This window comes from Paenibacillus sp. 1011MAR3C5 (assembly GCF_003591485.1).
GTDB lineage: Bacteria > Bacillota > Bacilli > Paenibacillales > Paenibacillaceae > Pristimantibacillus.
This window is the reverse complement of sequence record NZ_QZCF01000001.1, coordinates 660,405-677,766: the sequence shown is the minus strand read 5'-3', so window position 1 is coordinate 677,766 and position 17,362 is coordinate 660,405. Positions and strand designations below refer to the sequence as shown.

Annotated in this window: 14 protein-coding genes; all 14 read left to right on the top strand. The window is 53.5% G+C overall.

Translation table 11 applies throughout. The annotated features are described in order from the left end of the window. Positions 1-8 precede the first annotated feature (8 nt). The 14 genes from lonB (at position 9) to D3P07_RS02995 (ending at position 16,683) form a co-directional block, all read left to right on the top strand. Entirely contained in the window at positions 9-1,712 is a 1,704-nt protein-coding gene (gene lonB, locus D3P07_RS03060; RefSeq protein WP_119798590.1) for an ATP-dependent protease LonB, read from the top strand. 37 nt (positions 1,713-1,749) lie between these two features. Beyond that, positions 1,750-4,119: an endopeptidase La gene (gene lon, locus D3P07_RS03055; RefSeq protein WP_119798589.1), complete on the top strand. Its 2,370-nt coding sequence runs from the start codon at positions 1,750-1,752 to the stop codon at positions 4,117-4,119. Next, the gene (yihA, locus tag D3P07_RS03050) at positions 4,116-4,703 is read left to right on the top strand and encodes a ribosome biogenesis GTP-binding protein YihA/YsxC (protein ID WP_119798588.1); all 588 of its coding nucleotides are present in this window, start codon (positions 4,116-4,118) and stop codon (positions 4,701-4,703) included. Before lon ends, yihA begins: the two co-directional genes overlap by 4 nt. A 219-nt stretch (positions 4,704-4,922) precedes the next feature. Beyond that, positions 4,923-5,513, top strand: coding sequence for a non-ribosomal peptide synthetase module (locus D3P07_RS03045; protein ID WP_119798587.1), 591 nt, complete (start codon positions 4,923-4,925; stop codon positions 5,511-5,513). Between the two features lie 341 nt (positions 5,514-5,854). Continuing rightward, complete coding sequence (gene speD / locus D3P07_RS03040) at positions 5,855-6,253, top strand: adenosylmethionine decarboxylase (RefSeq protein WP_119798586.1); 399 nt, start codon at positions 5,855-5,857, stop codon at positions 6,251-6,253. A gap of 195 nt (positions 6,254-6,448) precedes the next feature. Next, complete coding sequence (gene hemA / locus D3P07_RS03035; RefSeq protein ID WP_119798584.1) at positions 6,449-7,825, top strand: glutamyl-tRNA reductase; 1,377 nt, start codon at positions 6,449-6,451, stop codon at positions 7,823-7,825. Between the two features lie 68 nt (positions 7,826-7,893). Further along, positions 7,894-8,703 carry a cytochrome c biogenesis protein CcsA gene (ccsA, locus tag D3P07_RS03030; protein ID WP_119798583.1) on the top strand — a complete coding sequence of 270 codons (810 nt, stop codon included), beginning with the start codon at positions 7,894-7,896 and terminating at the stop codon, positions 8,701-8,703. Between the two features lie 27 nt (positions 8,704-8,730). Continuing rightward, entirely contained in the window at positions 8,731-9,393 is a 663-nt protein-coding gene (locus D3P07_RS03025) for a precorrin-2 dehydrogenase/sirohydrochlorin ferrochelatase family protein (RefSeq protein ID WP_119798582.1), read from the top strand. Further along, on the top strand, positions 9,390-10,352 hold the full coding sequence (gene hemC / locus D3P07_RS03020) for a hydroxymethylbilane synthase (RefSeq protein WP_397334517.1): 963 nt from the start codon (positions 9,390-9,392) through the stop codon (positions 10,350-10,352). The genes D3P07_RS03025 and hemC overlap by 4 nt, the downstream gene beginning before the upstream one ends. A 4-nt stretch (positions 10,353-10,356) precedes the next feature. Then, complete coding sequence (cobA, locus tag D3P07_RS03015) at positions 10,357-11,907, top strand: uroporphyrinogen-III C-methyltransferase (protein WP_119798580.1); 1,551 nt, start codon at positions 10,357-10,359, stop codon at positions 11,905-11,907. Beyond that, entirely contained in the window at positions 11,907-12,902 is a 996-nt protein-coding gene (gene hemB, locus D3P07_RS03010) for a porphobilinogen synthase (protein ID WP_119798578.1), read from the top strand. Before cobA ends, hemB begins: the two co-directional genes overlap by 1 nt. 5 nt (positions 12,903-12,907) lie before the next feature. Next, the gene (hemL, locus tag D3P07_RS03005) at positions 12,908-14,209 is read left to right on the top strand and encodes a glutamate-1-semialdehyde 2,1-aminomutase (RefSeq protein ID WP_119798577.1); all 1,302 of its coding nucleotides are present in this window, start codon (positions 12,908-12,910) and stop codon (positions 14,207-14,209) included. 23 nt (positions 14,210-14,232) lie between these two features. Then, a complete protein-coding gene (locus tag D3P07_RS03000) occupies positions 14,233-15,216 on the top strand; it encodes an RluA family pseudouridine synthase (RefSeq protein WP_119798576.1) in 984 nt (327 codons plus the stop codon). Positions 15,217-15,312: 96 nt separating this feature from the next. After that, positions 15,313-16,683 (top strand): LysM peptidoglycan-binding domain-containing protein, encoded by a 1,371-nt coding sequence (locus D3P07_RS02995; RefSeq protein WP_119798575.1) that lies wholly within the window; start codon positions 15,313-15,315, stop codon positions 16,681-16,683. The last annotated feature ends 679 nt before the right edge of the window (positions 16,684-17,362 follow it).

Sequence of the window (17,362 nt, the reverse complement as noted above, 5' to 3'; positions counted from 1 at the left end):
GGTGAGAAATGAATCTAAGTCTTGTATTAATGTTGGTTCAAGTGTTTTTTGCGGTTGTCATTGGTCTGTATTTCTGGAATTTGCTTCGGAATCAGAAGACGAACCGCTCAGCGGTAGATCGCGAATCGAAGAAGGAAATGGATAAGCTCAGGAAGCTGAGATCGGTGTCTCTTACCAAGCCGCTGGCTGAAAAAACGAGACCGCAGACGATGGGTGATATCATTGGTCAAGTAGACGGCCTCAGAGCTCTTAAGGCGGCGCTGTGCAGCGCCAATCCTCAGCATGTCATCATTTATGGACCGCCGGGCGTAGGCAAGACGGCGGCTGCCCGTGTCGTGCTGGAGGAGGCTAAGAAAAATCCCTCGTCTCCGTTTTTGCCGGAAGCGAAGTTTACAGAGATTGATGCGACAACAGCCCGCTTTGACGAGAGAGGCATCGCGGATCCGCTCATCGGCTCGGTCCACGATCCTATCTATCAGGGTGCGGGGGCCATGGGAGTGGCAGGGATTCCCCAGCCGAAGCCGGGCGCTGTTACGAAAGCGCATGGGGGTATTCTGTTCATTGACGAGATTGGCGAATTGCATCCCGTTCAGATGAATAAGCTGTTAAAAGTGCTGGAAGACCGGAAGGTATTTTTGGAGAGTGCTTATTACAATTCGGAAGACGCGAATATTCCGCTCTACATCCATGATATCTTCCAGAACGGCTTGCCTGCAGACTTCCGTCTGGTAGGAGCGACAACACGTTCACCGCAGGAGATTCCGCCAGCTATCCGGTCGCGTTGTATGGAAGTCTACTTCCGCCCGTTGCTTGCCGATGAGATCGCCTTGGTAGCGGAGAACGCCGTGAAAAAAATCGGGTTCGGCCCTTGTCCGGAAGCAATTGATGTCGTCAAACGATACGCGACGAACGGAAGGGAAGCGGTTAATGTCATTCAATTGGCGGCGGGCGTGGCCTTATCGGAGAAGCGGGATCAAATATCGGCATCCGATATTGAATGGGTGGTCAACAGCAGCCAGATTCCTCCGCGTCCGGACCGTAAGGTGCCAAGCGAGCCTCAGATTGGCTTTGTGAACGGTCTTGCTGTATACGGACCGAACATGGGCACACTGCTAGAGATCGAAGTAAGCGCCATAGAAGCGAAGAAAGGTAAAGGACAGTTCACCATTACGGGCGTTGTGGATGAAGAGGAGCTAGGCGGAGGGTCTCGCACGCTGCGCAGGAAGAGCATGGCAAAGGGTTCTGTAGAGAACGTTTTGACCGTGCTCAGACGGATCGGGCTTCGTCCGCAGGACTACGATTTGCACATCAACTTCCCGGGCGGCACACCGATCGACGGCCCTTCAGCTGGCATTGCCATGGCAACCGCAATCGCGTCCGCCATTACAGGCGTGCCTATCGACAATAAGTTGGCGATGACGGGCGAGGTCGGCATACACGGCAACGTGAAGCCTGTTGGCGGCGTGCTGGCCAAAGTCGAAGCCGCATTCCAGGCTGGTGCGTTGCAGGTTGTCATTCCAAAAGAGAACTGGCAGGCCATTTTTGCCGATTTGAAGGGCTTGAAAGTGATACCGGTCGATAAAGTGGAAGAGGTATTCGATCTCGTATTTCCGCAGTCGGTACGAGCGGAAGAGCAGCCCGAGAAACCTTTCGGAACCGATGCTTATATCTCGACAAACGTTCCGTATTTGCAGGCTGATTCAGCTGAATGATAAACTAAGATAGATGTTAATGAATGGAGGTGCTGGAATGGGACCTGGCAAATCGAAAGGTCGTCGTCTGCCCTTGCTTCCGTTAAGAGGGCTGCTCGTGTATCCCAGCATGGTGCTCCACCTGGATGTGGGCAGGGACAAGTCGGTTCGCGCGCTGGAGAGAGCGATGGTGGAGGATCATATGATTCTGCTTTGCTCGCAGTCGGAAGTGAACATTGAAGATCCGACCGAAGAGGATATCTATAAAATCGGCACCATTGCGAAAGTGCGCCAAATGCTGAAGCTACCGAATGGAACGATACGCGTTCTTGTGGAAGGCGTCGTGCGGGCGGAAGTACAGAGTTATGTGCAGAACGACCAGTTCTATGAAGTGCTGGCGAAGGAGCTCCCTGAGCAGGAGACGGATGATCCTGAAGTGGATGCTTTGATGCGGACGGTGCTGAGTCAATTCGAGCATTACATATCCTTGTCGAAGAAAGTGACGCCGGAGACGTATGCCGCAGTATCGGATATCGATGATCCGGGCAGGCTGGCGGATGTGATCACCAGCCATCTGTCGCTCAAGATTAAGGATAAGCAGGACATTCTGGAGACGATCGACGTGGCCGCAAGACTGGAGCGGCTGCTTGATCTGCTGAACAACGAGCGCGAGGTGCTCGAGCTGGAGCGTCAGATCAATCAGCGCGTTAAGAAGCAGATGGAGAAGACGCAGAAGGAATATTATTTGCGTGAGCAGATGAAGGCGATCCAGAAGGAGCTTGGCGACAAGGAAGGGCGCGCCGGAGAGGCGGAGGAGCTTCGCGGGCAGTTGGCGGAAGCGGGCGTGCCGGAGTCTGTGATGGAGAAGGTAGGCAAGGAGATCGACCGACTGGAGAAGATGCCGCCATCTTCTGCAGAGGGAGGCGTCATCCGAAATTATATCGATTGGTTACTTGCTTTGCCATGGAGTAAATTAACGGAAGACGATCTTAGCTTGGCGAAGGCTGAAGACATTTTGAATGAAGACCATTATGGCCTCGAGAAACCGAAGGAGCGCGTGCTGGAATATCTGGCGGTGCAGCAGTTAGTCAAAAAGCTGAAAGGCCCCATTCTGTGCCTGGTGGGTCCGCCCGGCGTCGGCAAAACTTCGCTTGCAAGGTCTGTCGCCAAGTCGCTTGGCCGCAAGTTCGTCCGGATATCGCTGGGCGGCGTCAGAGATGAAGCGGAAATCCGGGGACATCGCCGTACATACGTAGGCGCGATGCCTGGGCGCATCATGCAAGGCATGAAGACCGCGGGCAGTCTTAACCCGGTATTCTTGCTGGATGAGATCGACAAGATGGCTTCCGACTTCCGCGGCGATCCTGCTTCAGCTCTGCTGGAGGTGCTCGACCCGGAGCAGAACGGGACGTTCAGCGATCATTACATCGAGGTGCCGTTCGATCTCTCGAACGTCATGTTCGTAACGACAGCCAATGCGCTCCATAACATTCCGCGTCCGCTGCTGGACCGGATGGAGGTTCTCTACATTCCGGGTTATACCGAGCTTGAGAAGCACCAGATCGCTGTTCGTTATTTGCTGCCCAAGCAGAAGCGGGAGCATGGACTTGGCGAAGAGCAGCTTCATGTAACGGAAGAAGCGCTGCAGCTTCTTATTCGCGAATATACGAGAGAATCGGGCGTGCGTAATCTGGAGCAGCAGATTGCGGCGGTATGCCGGAAGGCGGCCAAGTATTTTGTAGCCGATGAAAACCGGGAAGCTGTCGAAGCGCTTACAGTGGATGAAGCGCGGATTAAGGAATGGATCGGTCCGCCGAAGTTCAGGTACGGCCTTGCCGAGAGCGAGAATCAGATTGGCGCGGTTACGGGACTGGCATGGACCGAGGTGGGCGGCGATACGCTTGTCATCGAAGTAACCGTTATGCCCGGCAGCGGCAAGCTGACGCTGACAGGCAAGCTGGGCGACGTGATGAAGGAATCGGCACAGGCCGCCTTCAGCTTTACGCGTTCCCAAGCGGAGCAGCTCGGAATTGATCCTCAATTTCATGAGAAGAATGACATTCATATTCACATTCCGGAAGGCGCCATTCCGAAGGACGGACCGTCTGCGGGCATAACGATGGCGACAGCGCTTATCTCGGCGTTGACGAACCGGTATGTCGATAAGGAAGTGGCCATGACGGGCGAGATCACGCTGCGGGGCAGAGTGCTTCCGATCGGCGGACTTAAAGAGAAGTCGCTGGCAGCACACCGTGCCGGCATTAAGAAAGTGCTGTTGCCCAAAGACAATGAGCGCGATCTGCGCGATATACCGGACAGCATTCGCAGCGAGCTGGACTTTGTGCCGGTAAGCCATATGGCCGAAGTGCTTAAGCACGCCTTGCTGCCGGCAGCAACTGAGGAGAGGGCAGGGACAACGAATACATGAAGATATTAGACGCACAATTTATTATTAGCGCGGTCAGTCCGCAGCAATATCCGGAGGATGCCTTGCCAGAGATTGCTCTGGCGGGGCGTTCCAATGTCGGGAAATCATCCTTAATTAATAAGCTCATCATGCGTAAAAATCTGGCAAGAACGAGCTCGCAGCCGGGAAAGACACAGCAGTTGAACTATTACCGGGTGAATGATAGCATTTATCTGGTTGACTTTCCGGGTTACGGGTATGCCAAGGTATCCAAGACGCAGCGGGAGAAGTTCGGTGAGATGATCGAGACCTATCTGCAGAGCCGCGAGCCGCTCAAGCTGCAGCTTCTCGTTATCGATATCCGTCACGAGCCGTCCAAGGACGACGTGCTGATGTATCATTGGCTCAAGCATTACGAAATTCCGACCTGCATCGTCGCGACCAAAGCCGACAAGATTCCGCGGTCGAAGTGGGACAAGCATATTAAGATGATCAAGACAACGCTGGAAGCAGACCCTCGCGATTCTGTCGTGCTTTTCTCCTCTGAGACAGGGCTTGGCCGCGAGCAGCTATGGGATGTTATTAACGAAGCGATTGCCACATAAGGCAGATAGTGCGGGAAGTTCTTCTATAATTTAAAGAATACAGTGCAATTGTAGCGATTCCTTCTGGAATCCTCCGATTTTTCTTGAAATTTGCGCAAAAATGAAGGCTGGCCGGCAGGAATAAAAACGATGGATCACGTATAATAAACATAAGCAATGCTGAAAAGGCTGCTACTGGCGCAATAGCCGGTGGGGTCTCAAAGAATTGAGGAGATTTTTATGGCTAAGCGGCTAGCCACAGAGTATGTAAATGCCAAACTGCAGTTAAATCAAGAAGAAATGACAAAGTTCATCGCTTTTATGGAGGATCAGCAGCTGCGCATGCAGGTATTGGTGCTTGATAACGGCAACCAGGAACTCCTTCTTCACGATATCGCAGGGAGGGAAGAAGTCCGATTGACCTTCGAGCGAAGGCAAGGCTATTATGTTTGCGAGCTTTCTTGCCGTCTTGTAGAACCTAAGCTGACCAACGCGCTTCGCAAAGCGGTGACCGCTTTCCGGGGCAACGCGATCGTCAACCGCATTTACAGCCATTATACGATGATCTATCACTATAGGAACGGCGCCGTCCAGAAGATCGTGGAGAGCTCGGAAGCCGGCGAGCGTATCGTGTTCGAACACAAGGATACGCTTGGTCAGCTGGAGCGTGTATTCCGCAGTCGGCTGATTGAACGGGAGATCGGCTTGATTGGGGGCGCAGTGAATGAACTGCTTGATCTGCGCAACCAGACAACCGATCGTGCCGAAATTGCCACCATTGACCAGAGGCTGACGGAGCTTACTCACAAGCTGTTTGTGCTTGAAGCGTAGGAGCTCACGGGAACGCCCGAAGCGAGGAAGAAAGGCCGGTAAGCCGGTCTTTCTTTTTTTGTAGGAACGGTTACGGGACAATCTGCTCGTACATAGATTGATATGTAATGCATTTGTGCTGCTGCCAAATGGAGCCTAAACAAAAAAACTATTGCATTTCTCGCGGATAGATGTTATTTTTATTCTCGTTGAAAACATTGTTGCTCTACAATATTAGGAACCAGGATTCACTCAGGACATAGTTATGTTGCGAGAGATTAGTCCCTCGGGAAGTGAATGACGTAGGTCCTAGCGGATGAAATTTTTTAAACATTTTATTCCTAGGAAGGGGGAACCGGAAGATGGAATACTCAACTTTCGGAAGACACGTTGCTGTTGATGCTTGGGGTGTAGATTTTGAATTGCTGAACAGCGCTGAATTTTTGCAATCTCACATGGTAGAGGCTGCTGAAGCTTGCGGCGCAACTGTATTGTCGGTACAATCCAAACAATTTGATCCTCAAGGCGCGACTGTACTCGTGCTGCTGTCGGAGAGTCACCTCTCGATTCATACGTACCCTGAGAGAGGCTTTGCTGCGCTTGACTGCTATACCTGCGGTGAAACTGTTGATCCTCAGCTCGCGATCGATTACATGCTGACGGTGCTTAAGCCAAAGACGACCCATGCGAAGAAGCTGGTTCGCGGCATGGGCGAGCTGCAAGTCGAAGAACCGAAAATGAAACAAATCGAGCTTGTGTAAGGGCTCATTATTGTACGATACGGGAATAACCATGGAGCCAATCCATGGTTATTTCTTTGTGGATTCAGGGCATACTGTGAATGTATTTTTCAAACATTATTCATAAATGAACCCAATATGAATGTCGAACTATGCTATAATATTCGATAACATCAAGGGATTGGACAAGCATCAGAAGGAGGCAGGAGATCACACATGCACATTATCGTAGTAGGTCTGAACTATAGGACAGCTCCTGTAGAAGTGAGGGAGAAATTCGCATTTGCCGAGCATGAGCTGCCGGCTGCGCTTAAGGGCCTCATGGAAACGAAGAGCATTATGGAATGTGTTATTGTGGCTACGTGCAACCGTACGGAGATCTATGCCGTAGTGGATCGCCATCATCTGTGCGGTCATTATATCCGAAGCTTTATGGAGAAGTGGTTCAATCTGCCGCGAGCGCAGTTTACGAACCATTTATATATGTACGAGGACGGCAAGGCCATCGAGCATCTCTTCCGGGTAACAAGCGGACTGGATTCCATGGTTATTGGCGAGACTCAGATTTTGGGACAAGTAAAGGACGCCTTCTTGCTAGCGCAAGCCGAGAAGAAGACAGGCACGATATTCAACATGCTGTTCAAGCAAGCCGTGACAATGGCCAAGCGCGCCCATTCGGAGACGATGATTGGCGAGACGGCGGTATCGGTCAGCTATGCAGCGGTAGAGCTTGGCAAGCAAATCTTCGGCCAATTTAACAAAAAGACCGTCATGGTGATCGGGGCAGGCGAGACCGGAGAGCTTACAGCGAAGCATCTGTATGCGAACGGGGCGGACCGAGTGCTCGTCGTCAACCGTACGTTTGAGCGCGCCGCAGCGCTGGCTGACAAGTTTAACGGCGTGCCGTGTTCGATGGAAGAGGCGGCCAAGAAGCTTCATGAGGTAGATATCATCATAAGCTCCACTGGAGCCAATGGTTATGTGCTGAACCGTGAACAAGTGCATCAAGCGATGCAGCGCCGCAAGTCGAAGCCGCTCTTTATGATCGATATTGCGGTTCCTCGGGATCTGGACCCGACGATTGCAGCGGTAGAGAACGTCTTCCTGTATGATATCGACGATCTGGAGGGCATTGTGCAAAGCAACCTGGAGCAGCGCCGTCAGGAGGCAGCGAAGATTGAAGTGATGATTGAAGAGGAAATCAAGCTGTTCGAGCATTGGTACAAGACACTTGGCGTTGTGCCGCTTATCCGGGCCCTGCAGACGAAGTCGGCGGAGATCCATGAGGATACGATGAACAGTCTGGCAAACAAGCTGCCTGATCTGGACGAGCATGAGCTGAAGGTCATTCGCAAGCTGACCAAAAGCATCGTAAATCAAATGATGCAGGATCCTATACTTCGTATCAAGGAGATGGCCGGCGAGAAACAGGCTGATGAAGCGATGGACATGTTCGTGAAGCTGTTCGCACTGGAGAACCAGCTGGAACAATCCCGTGAGCAGGAGATGGCTGCGGCCCAGGAGCCAGCCCCTGCTGCCGTACAATCTAAACTCGTGCATTCCCATGCCGCTCCGGCATTTGCCCGTCCATAACCGGCTCATCACTTTGATATCGAAGTACTCGCCTGTCAATCCGTGAAGGGCTGTGAAGTGGAGGAGCTATGGAAACGGCTAACTGGATGTACGACGCGATACTTTATATTTACGCCCTGAGCCTGCTGTTTTACTTTTCCGACTTCATGCATGCAAGTCGGAAAGCGAAGCGGATAGGCACAGGGCTCCTTGTTTTTGTATGGATATTGCAGACTGGCTATCTGATAGCGAAGCTGTATCTGGGATATCCCGATCAGAACACCTTCTTGTATTGGCTTGCTTTCTCTTGGCTGCTGGCCACGGTATCCTTGGTCATCAGTCGTTTTTACCATATTGATTATATTGTCTTTTTTGTAAATGTGATCGGCTTCGCGGTTCTTGCTCTTAATTTGTACAGCGGAATGGGAGGCGGCGGCACATCATATGAACCTTGGCAGGCTGCAAGGGAGCTGCTATACGTCCATATCAGCCTGGTCTTATGCGCCTATGTCGCACTGACAATTGGAGCGCTGCTTGCCGGGATGTATCTGTTCCTGCATCATCGCCTCAAGCGCAAGCGCTGGTCACAGGTTGTGCGCAGGTATCCAAGTCTGGATACGATTGAGCGTTACGCCGACCGCGCCGTCATAATCGGCGTTCCACTGCTGGCTATGTCACTCGCGATCGCAACAGTGTCATTAATCGTTGAGGGCAGGGCGATGCTTCTACTGGACTGGAAGGTGCTGACCTCCTTCGCTTCCCTTGTCATGTACATTGCCTATGTGTATCAAAGAGCGGTGAAGGATCGTCCCGGCCAGCAATTAGCCAAGCTGTATATGCTGGCATTCGGCATGCTTCTCCTGAATTTAATGACGAACTCATTTTCTTCATTCCATTAGCGGCAACAAGAAAGGAAGGGCTCCGGCATGGAAGACTGTACGCCTGGCGGCTACTACCCCATAGCATTAAGGCTATCCGGCAAGCTCTGTATCATCATTGGCGGAGGCAAGGTGGCTGAGCGCAAGCTAAGAGGGCTGCTGGAGTCGGGAGCTGACCGAATCGAATTGATCAGTCCCGATGTGACGAAGGATATCGAGGCTTGGGTCGCTGCCGGCCGATTGATCTGGCGGAGCCGCCTATATGCTACAGGCGATATGGAGAAAGCATGGCTCTTGATTGCGGCGACCGATGATCGCGCGCTTAATGCCAGTCTTGCAGAGGAAGCGGAGAAGCTTGGCATCCTATCGAATATTGCGGATGCATATGAAAGCGGGAGGTTTATTACGCCAGCTGTTACGCGCAGAGGGCCGTTGATCATTACGGTTACGACGACGGGGCTCAGTCCCGCTCTGGCCAAGGAGATCAACAAAGAGCTGGACGAAACATACGGGAAGCGGTATGGTGAAGCGGCAGCGAGGCTTGGCGAGCTGCGCAAGCTGCTGTTGGCTAGAGAAGACCTTCGTGAATGGAAAGATGAGATGCTCGGGCTGGCGGCGAGAGAAGCGCTTGACGGGGAGATTGCGAATTTCACCCCGGAACAATGGCTGGAGAGCTTGATAGAACGGACTAAAGGGAGGGCATTATCGTGAGCAACAACTCGAAGGAACAACGCGTGATCGTCGTAGGAACCCGCCAAAGCGCACTTGCGCTGACGCAGTCAGGCCAGGTGATCGACGAACTGAAACGCATAAGCGAGCAGCAGGGGCTAGGCTATACGTTCGAAGTCCGCAAGATCGTAACGAAAGGCGACCGGATTCTGGATGTCACATTGTCCAAGGTCGGGGGCAAAGGTCTGTTCGTCAAAGAAATCGAGCAGGCGCTCCTTGATGGAGAAATCGATATCGCTGTACATAGCATGAAAGATATGCCGTTCCAGCTGCAAGAGGGCTTAATGAACGGCGCGACGCCAAAACGGGTGAATCCGCTGGATTGCCTCGTGACGCGGGAAGGCCAGGACCTGGATTCACTGCCGCAGGGAGCGCGGGTCGGGACGAGCAGCTTGCGCCGTGCAAGCCAGCTCAAAAACAGAAGGCCGGATTTGCAGCTGGAATCGATTCGTGGCAATATCGACTCCCGCATTCGCAAGCTGGAGACGGAAGGCTTCGATGCAGTCGTGCTCGCTGCTGCGGGTCTGACGCGTATGGGATGGGAGGACCGTATCTCGTCGCTCATTCCGGAAGATATATGTATTCCAGCTGTCGGACAAGGCGCGCTTGGTATCGAATGCCGGGAGAATGACCGGCAAGTCAGGGAGCTCCTTGCTCTTCTTAATGACCGGGAGACGGAAATAACGGTGCGTGCGGAGCGAAGCTTTCTTGGAAGGCTGAACGGCGGCTGCCAGGTTCCGATTGGGGCGTATGCGACGATCGTGTCAGAGGAGGCGGACGGCCCGGTGCTGGAGCTGACCGGCATGGTCGGATCGCCTGACGGGGAGACGCTGCTGAAGGAGATGAAGCGAGGAAAGGATCCGGAGAAGCTGGGCAAGGAAGTGGCCGAGTCGCTAATCGCTGGCGGCGCCGACCGCATTCTGGCGGAGATCGGGGGCTAAAGCCATGAACAAGGGGAAGGTTTATTTGGTGGGCGCCGGTCCCGGAGATCCGAAGCTGATCACGGTACGGGGACTGGAATGCTTAAAGGATAGCGATGTGGTCGTCTATGACCGGCTCGCTAGTCCCAGATTGCTGAGATATGCCAAGCCGGGCGCCGAGATGGTCTATGTTGGCAAGCTGCCGGACCGCCATACGATGAAGCAGGAAGAGATTAACCGTCTGCTCGTCGATTTGGCGTTGGCAGGCAAGACAGTAACGCGCCTCAAGGGCGGCGACCCGACGATCTTCGGCCGGGTTGGCGAAGAAGCGGAGCTGCTGCATGAGAATGGCATTGCATTTGATATCGTGCCTGGCATTACATCGGCCATTGCCGTACCGGCCTATGCGGGCATACCGGTGACGCATCGCGATCTGGCCTCCTCCTTGTCCATTGTGACGGGGCATGAAAGTCCAGATAAGCTTGACCGGTCGATTCATTGGGGCAAAGTGACAAATGCGACAGGCACGCTGCTGTTCCTGATGGGCGTGGCCAAGATCGGATATATTGCGGACCAACTGATCAAGCACGGCAAGCCGCCGCAAACGCCTGTCGCGCTGGTTCGTTGGGGGACTAGAGTCGAGCAGCAAACCATAGTCGGTACGCTTGAGACAATCGAGGCGATTGTGAAGGATGCGAACTTTCAGCCTCCGGCAGTTATTATTGTCGGCGAGGTTGTCCTTCAGCGGGAGAAGCTGAAATGGTACGAGAATAAACCATTGTTCGGGATGAGGGTAATGGTCACTCGTGCCAGGCCGCAGGCAAGCGAGTTTGCGGATGCGATCGAGGCGCTTGGCGGGGAGCCGTGTGAGTATCCCGTCATTGACATCAGGGAGCCGCAGGACGAGCAAGTCATCGAGGTGGTCCGGACGAGCCTGGAGCAGGCTGAAAGCTATCAATGGCTTATGTTCACAAGCGTAAATGGCGTGGATTATTTCTTCCGGTACCTGCGTCGCTTCGGCATCGATATGAGGAGATTTCATGCTGCACGCATCGTGGCTGTTGGGCCTAAGACGGCAGAGGCTCTTGCTGCAAGGGGATTGACCGTCGAGGAGCTGCCCGTACAATTCTATGCAGAGTCTCTGCTAGATCGGGTAAGCGAGTGGCTGAAGCCCGGAGACAGGGCGCTTCTGCCGCGCGGTGATCTGGCTCGAGAGGTGCTTCCGAAGGAGCTTAGGGCAAGAGGCGTTGAGGCTGTCGAGATCGACGTGTACGAGACGACGATAGCGGATACGCAGGATGACCTGGCGCTGGATTGGCTTCGCGAAGGCGGCATTCATATGATCACATTCACCAGTTCGTCCACGGTGACGAACTTGCTTGAAGTATTGCGGCGCAGGGGCATCGAGGAGCCTGTGAAGCTGCTGGGGAACATTCCGATCGCTAGCATCGGTCCTATTACAACCAAGACGATCCAAGAGGCAGGGCTGCATGCAGCCGTCGAGGCGGAAGCTTCGACGCTCGACAGCTTGCTGGAAGCGATCACCGCCTATAATCAGGAAAGGAGAGGTTTATGATGAGTTTCCCAATTGTAAGACATCGCAGACTGCGCAGAACGGCTGGGCTTCGCAGTCTGGTTCGCGAGAACATGCTTAGCGCAGATGATTTTATATATCCGTTGTTTGTCACCCATGGCAAGGAGGTCAAGGAAGAAATTCCGTCCATGCCTGGCGTATATCATCTGTCCATGGATTTGCTGGAGGAGGAGATTCGCGAGATCGTCGCGCTTGGCATCAAGTCCGTTCTGCTGTTCGGTGTACCGGACCATAAGGATGCGCACGGATCGTCTGCCTATGATCCGAACGGCATCGTGCAAGAAGCGATCCGGGCGGTGAAGGGTTGGGCGCCAGAGCTTGTTGTGGTTGCTGACACGTGCCTATGTCAATTCACGGATCACGGACATTGCGGTATCGTTCATCAGGACGAGGCCACGGGTGTGGCGGTTGTCGATAATGACAGATCGCTTGAGCTTCTGGTCCGTACAGCGGTCTCGCAAGCTGAGGCTGGTGCAGACGTCATCGCGCCATCTAATATGATGGACGGATTCGTACATGCGATTCGTGCGGGTCTGGATGAAGCGGGCTACAGCGATATTGCCATTATGTCTTACTCGGTCAAGTATGCGTCGGCCTTCTACGGACCGTTCCGCGATGCAGCGCATTCGGCTCCGCAATTCGGAGACCGCAAGACGTATCAGATGGATCCGTCCAATTCGCGGGAAGCGCTGCGCGAGGCGGAATCCGATGTGGCGGAAGGCGCGGATATGCTAATGGTCAAGCCGGCACTGTCCTATCTGGATATTGTGAAGACGCTCAAAGAGCAATTCGATCTTCCTGTTGTCGCTTATAACGTAAGCGCCGAATATTCGATGGTCAAGGCTGCAGCTGCAAACGGATGGGTCGATGAGCGTGCCATCGTGCTGGAGAAGCTGACGAGTATGAAGAGAGCAGGAGCCGACATCATTATTACGTATCACGCCAAAGACGCTGTCCGCTGGCTGAAGGGGGAATAAGAAGGATGACTGAGAGTAACAGAAGACGTAATGATGCACGTTCCGCCGAGGCGTTCGCCAGGGCGAAGAAAGTGATTCCAGGTGGCGTCAACTCTCCTGTTCGCGCGTTCAAGTCCGTAGGGCTTACGCCTGTCTATATGGAGCGCGGCGAAGGCAGCCGCGTCTACGACATCGACGGGAATGGCTATATTGATTATGTGGCTTCGTGGGGACCGCTTATTATGGGACATGCCCATCCTGAGGTAGTTGAAGCGCTGCGTAAGACGGCAGAGCGAGGTACAAGCTTCGGAGCACCTACTGAGCTGGAGACGCTTATGGCCGAGCTTGTATGCGAGCGCGTGCCCTCCGTTGACGTTGTACGGATGGTGAACTCTGGCACGGAGGCGACGATGAGCGCCTTGCGACTTGCCCGCGGCTATACGAAGCGAAACAAAATTATGAAATTTGAGGGCTCCTATCACGGCCATGCGGACAGCTTGCTGATTAAGGCGGGCTCTGGCGTGGCGACGCTGGGTTTGCCTGACAGTCCTGGCGTTCCCGAGCATGTGGCTTCACATACGATTACCGTGCCTTACAACGATATCGAGTCCGTTAAGCTTGCATTCGAGAAATTCGGAGAAGAGATCGCATGCATCATCGTTGAACCGATAGCGGGCAATATGGGTGTCGTACCGCCGCTTCCGGGCTTTCTCGAAGGATTGCGCGATGTGACAACGCAGTATGGAAGCTTATTGATCTTCGACGAGGTCATGACGGGATTCCGTGTTGGCTATCAGTGCGCGCAAGGGCTGTTCGGCGTTACGCCGGATCTGACTTGCTTCGGCAAGGTTATCGGCGGAGGACTTCCTGTTGGCGCTTATGGCGGCAAACGGGAGATTATGGAGATGATCGCGCCAAGCGGTCCGATCTATCAAGCGGGTACATTGTCGGGCAATCCGCTTGCGATGGCGGCCGGCTATACGACGCTGAAGCTGCTGACGCCGGAGACGTATGAGCTGCTTGAGAGACAAGCTGTCCGTCTGCAGCTTGGTTTCGAAGCGAATGCGAGCAAGCATGGCATTGCATCTACAATTAACCGTGTAGGCTCAATGGTTTGCCCGTTTTTCACAGAGAAGACCGTTATTAACTACGAGACGGCGAAGACAACCGATCTGGAACGGTTCAAGACTTATTTTGCGGCTATGCTAGATCTGGGTGTCAGCATCGCGCCTTCTCAATTTGAAGGCATGTTTGTCTCCGCCGTCCACAGCGATGCTGATATTGACGAGACGATCGCCGTTCACGATCAAGCGCTGAGCCGCCTGTAATAACGATAGAGGAGGCTCGCGGCATGCTGGAGCTGGAACACTATACACGCAGAAGCGGGGAATGGCTGTTGCTGGATGCGACTGCGTTGCAGGACCATGTGTCACATCGATTCCCCGACAAAGCCGAGATGCCAGGGCTACAGGCCGGCAGTCATCCGCATCATGTGCGGCAATGGCTGCTGGCCTCTTCCTTGTTTCCGGCCAAATGGGTCAACCGTTTATTTTCCGTTGGAGGGATCAAGTGGAGCGGCAACCAGATCGGATTGCTGGCCTTTCCCGCAGCGGTTACCGCTACAGACAAGTCATACCGCAATTTGGCTGGTCGCCCGCAATCCCGGTCCGCTGCATCTCCCCCTGTTCTCTATGAGGACGATTATTGCCTTGTGCTGAATAAGCCGGCGGAGATGCCGGTACATGCCGCTTATGAAGGGCATGCCGGCACGTTGGACGAAGCCGCATGCAGGCATATGCTGGCAAAGAACGATCCTCTTCCGGTGCGGCATATTCACCGACTGGATGACGAGACCTCGGGACCTGTCCTCTATGCCAAAAACGATCTTGCGCAATGGAAGCTTGATGAGGCGATGAGGAATAAGGAAATTGATCGCATCTACGTTGCCGTTGTGCAAGGCTTGTTAAGGCAGGAGAAGGGAACGGTGGACGGCCCAATCGGCAAAGACCGCCATCACGCTTCTCGCCGGAGGGTTACCCCGTCCGGTGACACTGCTTTGACAACTTACGAGAAGATCGGGCAGCTGGCTGGCATGACGATTGTCCGTCTCCGGCTGGAGACGGGAAGGACGCATCAAATACGCGTCCATATGAGCCATATCGGCCATCCGCTTGTCGGGGACACTCTCTATGGCGGCTCTAGCAGATTGCTTGGACATCAGGCGCTGCATGGTGAGAGACTGGTCTTTTCCCATCCGCTGACGGGCAAGCTGCTAGACGTGCAGTCGCCTTGGCCGGACTGGCTTAAGCGCTTGTCCGGGGATACTCGTCCCTGAATAAAAAGACAGTCATGCTCCTGCCTTATCTCCCATATAGATAAGTAGTGAATGTACAGTTAGCCCAAGCATTCAGTACGAAGGGAGGAATATGTCATGTCAACAGGGTCGAACGGATTGCGATTTGACGTATATGAGCGGGTTCATCTGCCCGAAGACGTCACAGGAATTGACGAGCTGGAGGAGATCGAGCTTGTTCCCCGCATACAGGTCATTGATCAGGGGGACCAGGCTGTATTGAAAGGCCAGCTGCTGCTAAGCGGCGTCTATCGCGGACAAGATAGCGCGGCGGGACCGCTTGCGCTGGAGCATTGGATACCGGTAGAGATTTCTTTGCCGATGAACCGGGTGTCCCGGCTGGATGACATTTCAATCGAGATCGATAACTTTGATGTAGACCTGCTGTCTGCCCGCACCTTGAACATTACGGGGGTGCTCTCGCTTCGCGGCATTTCCGTGGAGCCGGTAGAGGAGCAGGGAATGCAGTGGGAGGATGAATCCTTTACCGCAATTCATCAGAGAGCGCTCCAGGAGCCGAATGAATTCGAGGACGACTCAGATACAAAGGTATACCAGGGGCTATTATCGAATGAGGCGGAATCGGATCAAGCCAGAGAAAGCGAAGAACAAAGCGCCGACGAAAACTACATAGCGGATGAAAGCGCGCAAGCCGCCGAGTGGCAGGAGGCAGCAGAGGAGCAGGAGAGTACACTGGCATCAAGGGATGAGAACGCCGAGGAAAGCTGGCTTCAATGGAATGCGGAGCAGCAGCAAAATGAACAGAGCCAGTCCTATCAGCAGTCTCCACCTCAACAGCCTTACCAGCAGCAGGGTGTATCGCAGCTGGCATCACTGTACCAGCAATTCCAGCAGCCGACCTATCCGTCGCAGCAAGCACAATCCGCGCAAGTGAGCAGCAGGGAAGAAACGGAGTGGAGCGAAAGTCAGGCCTATCGCCCGGAAGAAGAGGCAGAAGTTGCGGAGGAGCCTGTATTCGCGCAGCAAGAGGAAGAACTGTCCATTCAATCGGAGGAAGAGGCGCCGGTATTCCAGGAATCCGATGCGGAAGCGGAGCCGCGTAAACCGCAGGAGGTACAAATCGCATTTACCGGCAAACCGTCGGCAGGGGCGAATGAGTCGCAAGGAGACCTCGGCTTCCGAACGCTGCTTCAATCTAGCAAACGCGAGCAAGCTGCGCGGGAAGCTGCCGAGCAGACGCTTACGGAGCAAGCGGAGGCTGAACGCGCTTTGGCGACAACTGAGGAAGAGATCGAGTGGAAGAAGCTGTTCCTCAGCAAACAAGCGGAGGAAAATGAATTCCGCAAAATCCGGGTATGCATCGTACAGCGCGAGGAAACGCTGGAGCAGATTGCGCTCAGATACAGTTTGAACCCGCGTGAGCTGCTAGTTCATAACGGGTTGCATGAATCTTCGGTTGCCGAAGGGCAGCTGCTGTATATTCCATAAAGGCAGAGAAGGAGCTGTCTAATAGTGAAGTCTTTCACTGAAGGATAACCACTCCTGATGGAAAAAGTGGATTGCAATTAATGGCGATGCTCAGGAGTGTCATTCCTGGCATAGCCATTTTTTGTGTCCAGATTAAGCTTTTGGGAACAAGCATTTCTGAAAGATAACACTGCATAGCCGGAAAAACGGATCAAGAAACCCTAGAGAGACAAAGCGTTTTACCACACACCACTATTTCGCTCCTATCGCCGAATTAGCACATTTAGTTGTATCACATACCACTATTTCGGTCCAATCGCCGAACAAGTCTATTTAGCCATGAAAAGGTTTTGTTATCGTTGCCCACATGCCTGAAATGAAGATAAGGAACGATCCTTTATAGCTTCTGCCTATATCGTGATAGGATCAGGTTGACTCCGAACCTTAACAAAGGTATGATTATACATATATGTGTGACAACAACGTTGAAGGGGATTAGTACGCAGCGAGCCTTCAGAGAGCGGAACCGTTACGCTGAGAGGTTCTGCAGGATGAGACTGCATACGGGTCGCCCCGGAGTTGCCTATACGAACCGCGAGATCCTCTCGCGCTAATGTAGGCCGGCAGCAGCCGTTATCTGTTCGAGTGCCGTGAGATAGGATTCTCAGCGGAACAAAGGTGGTACCACGGAAGCATGACC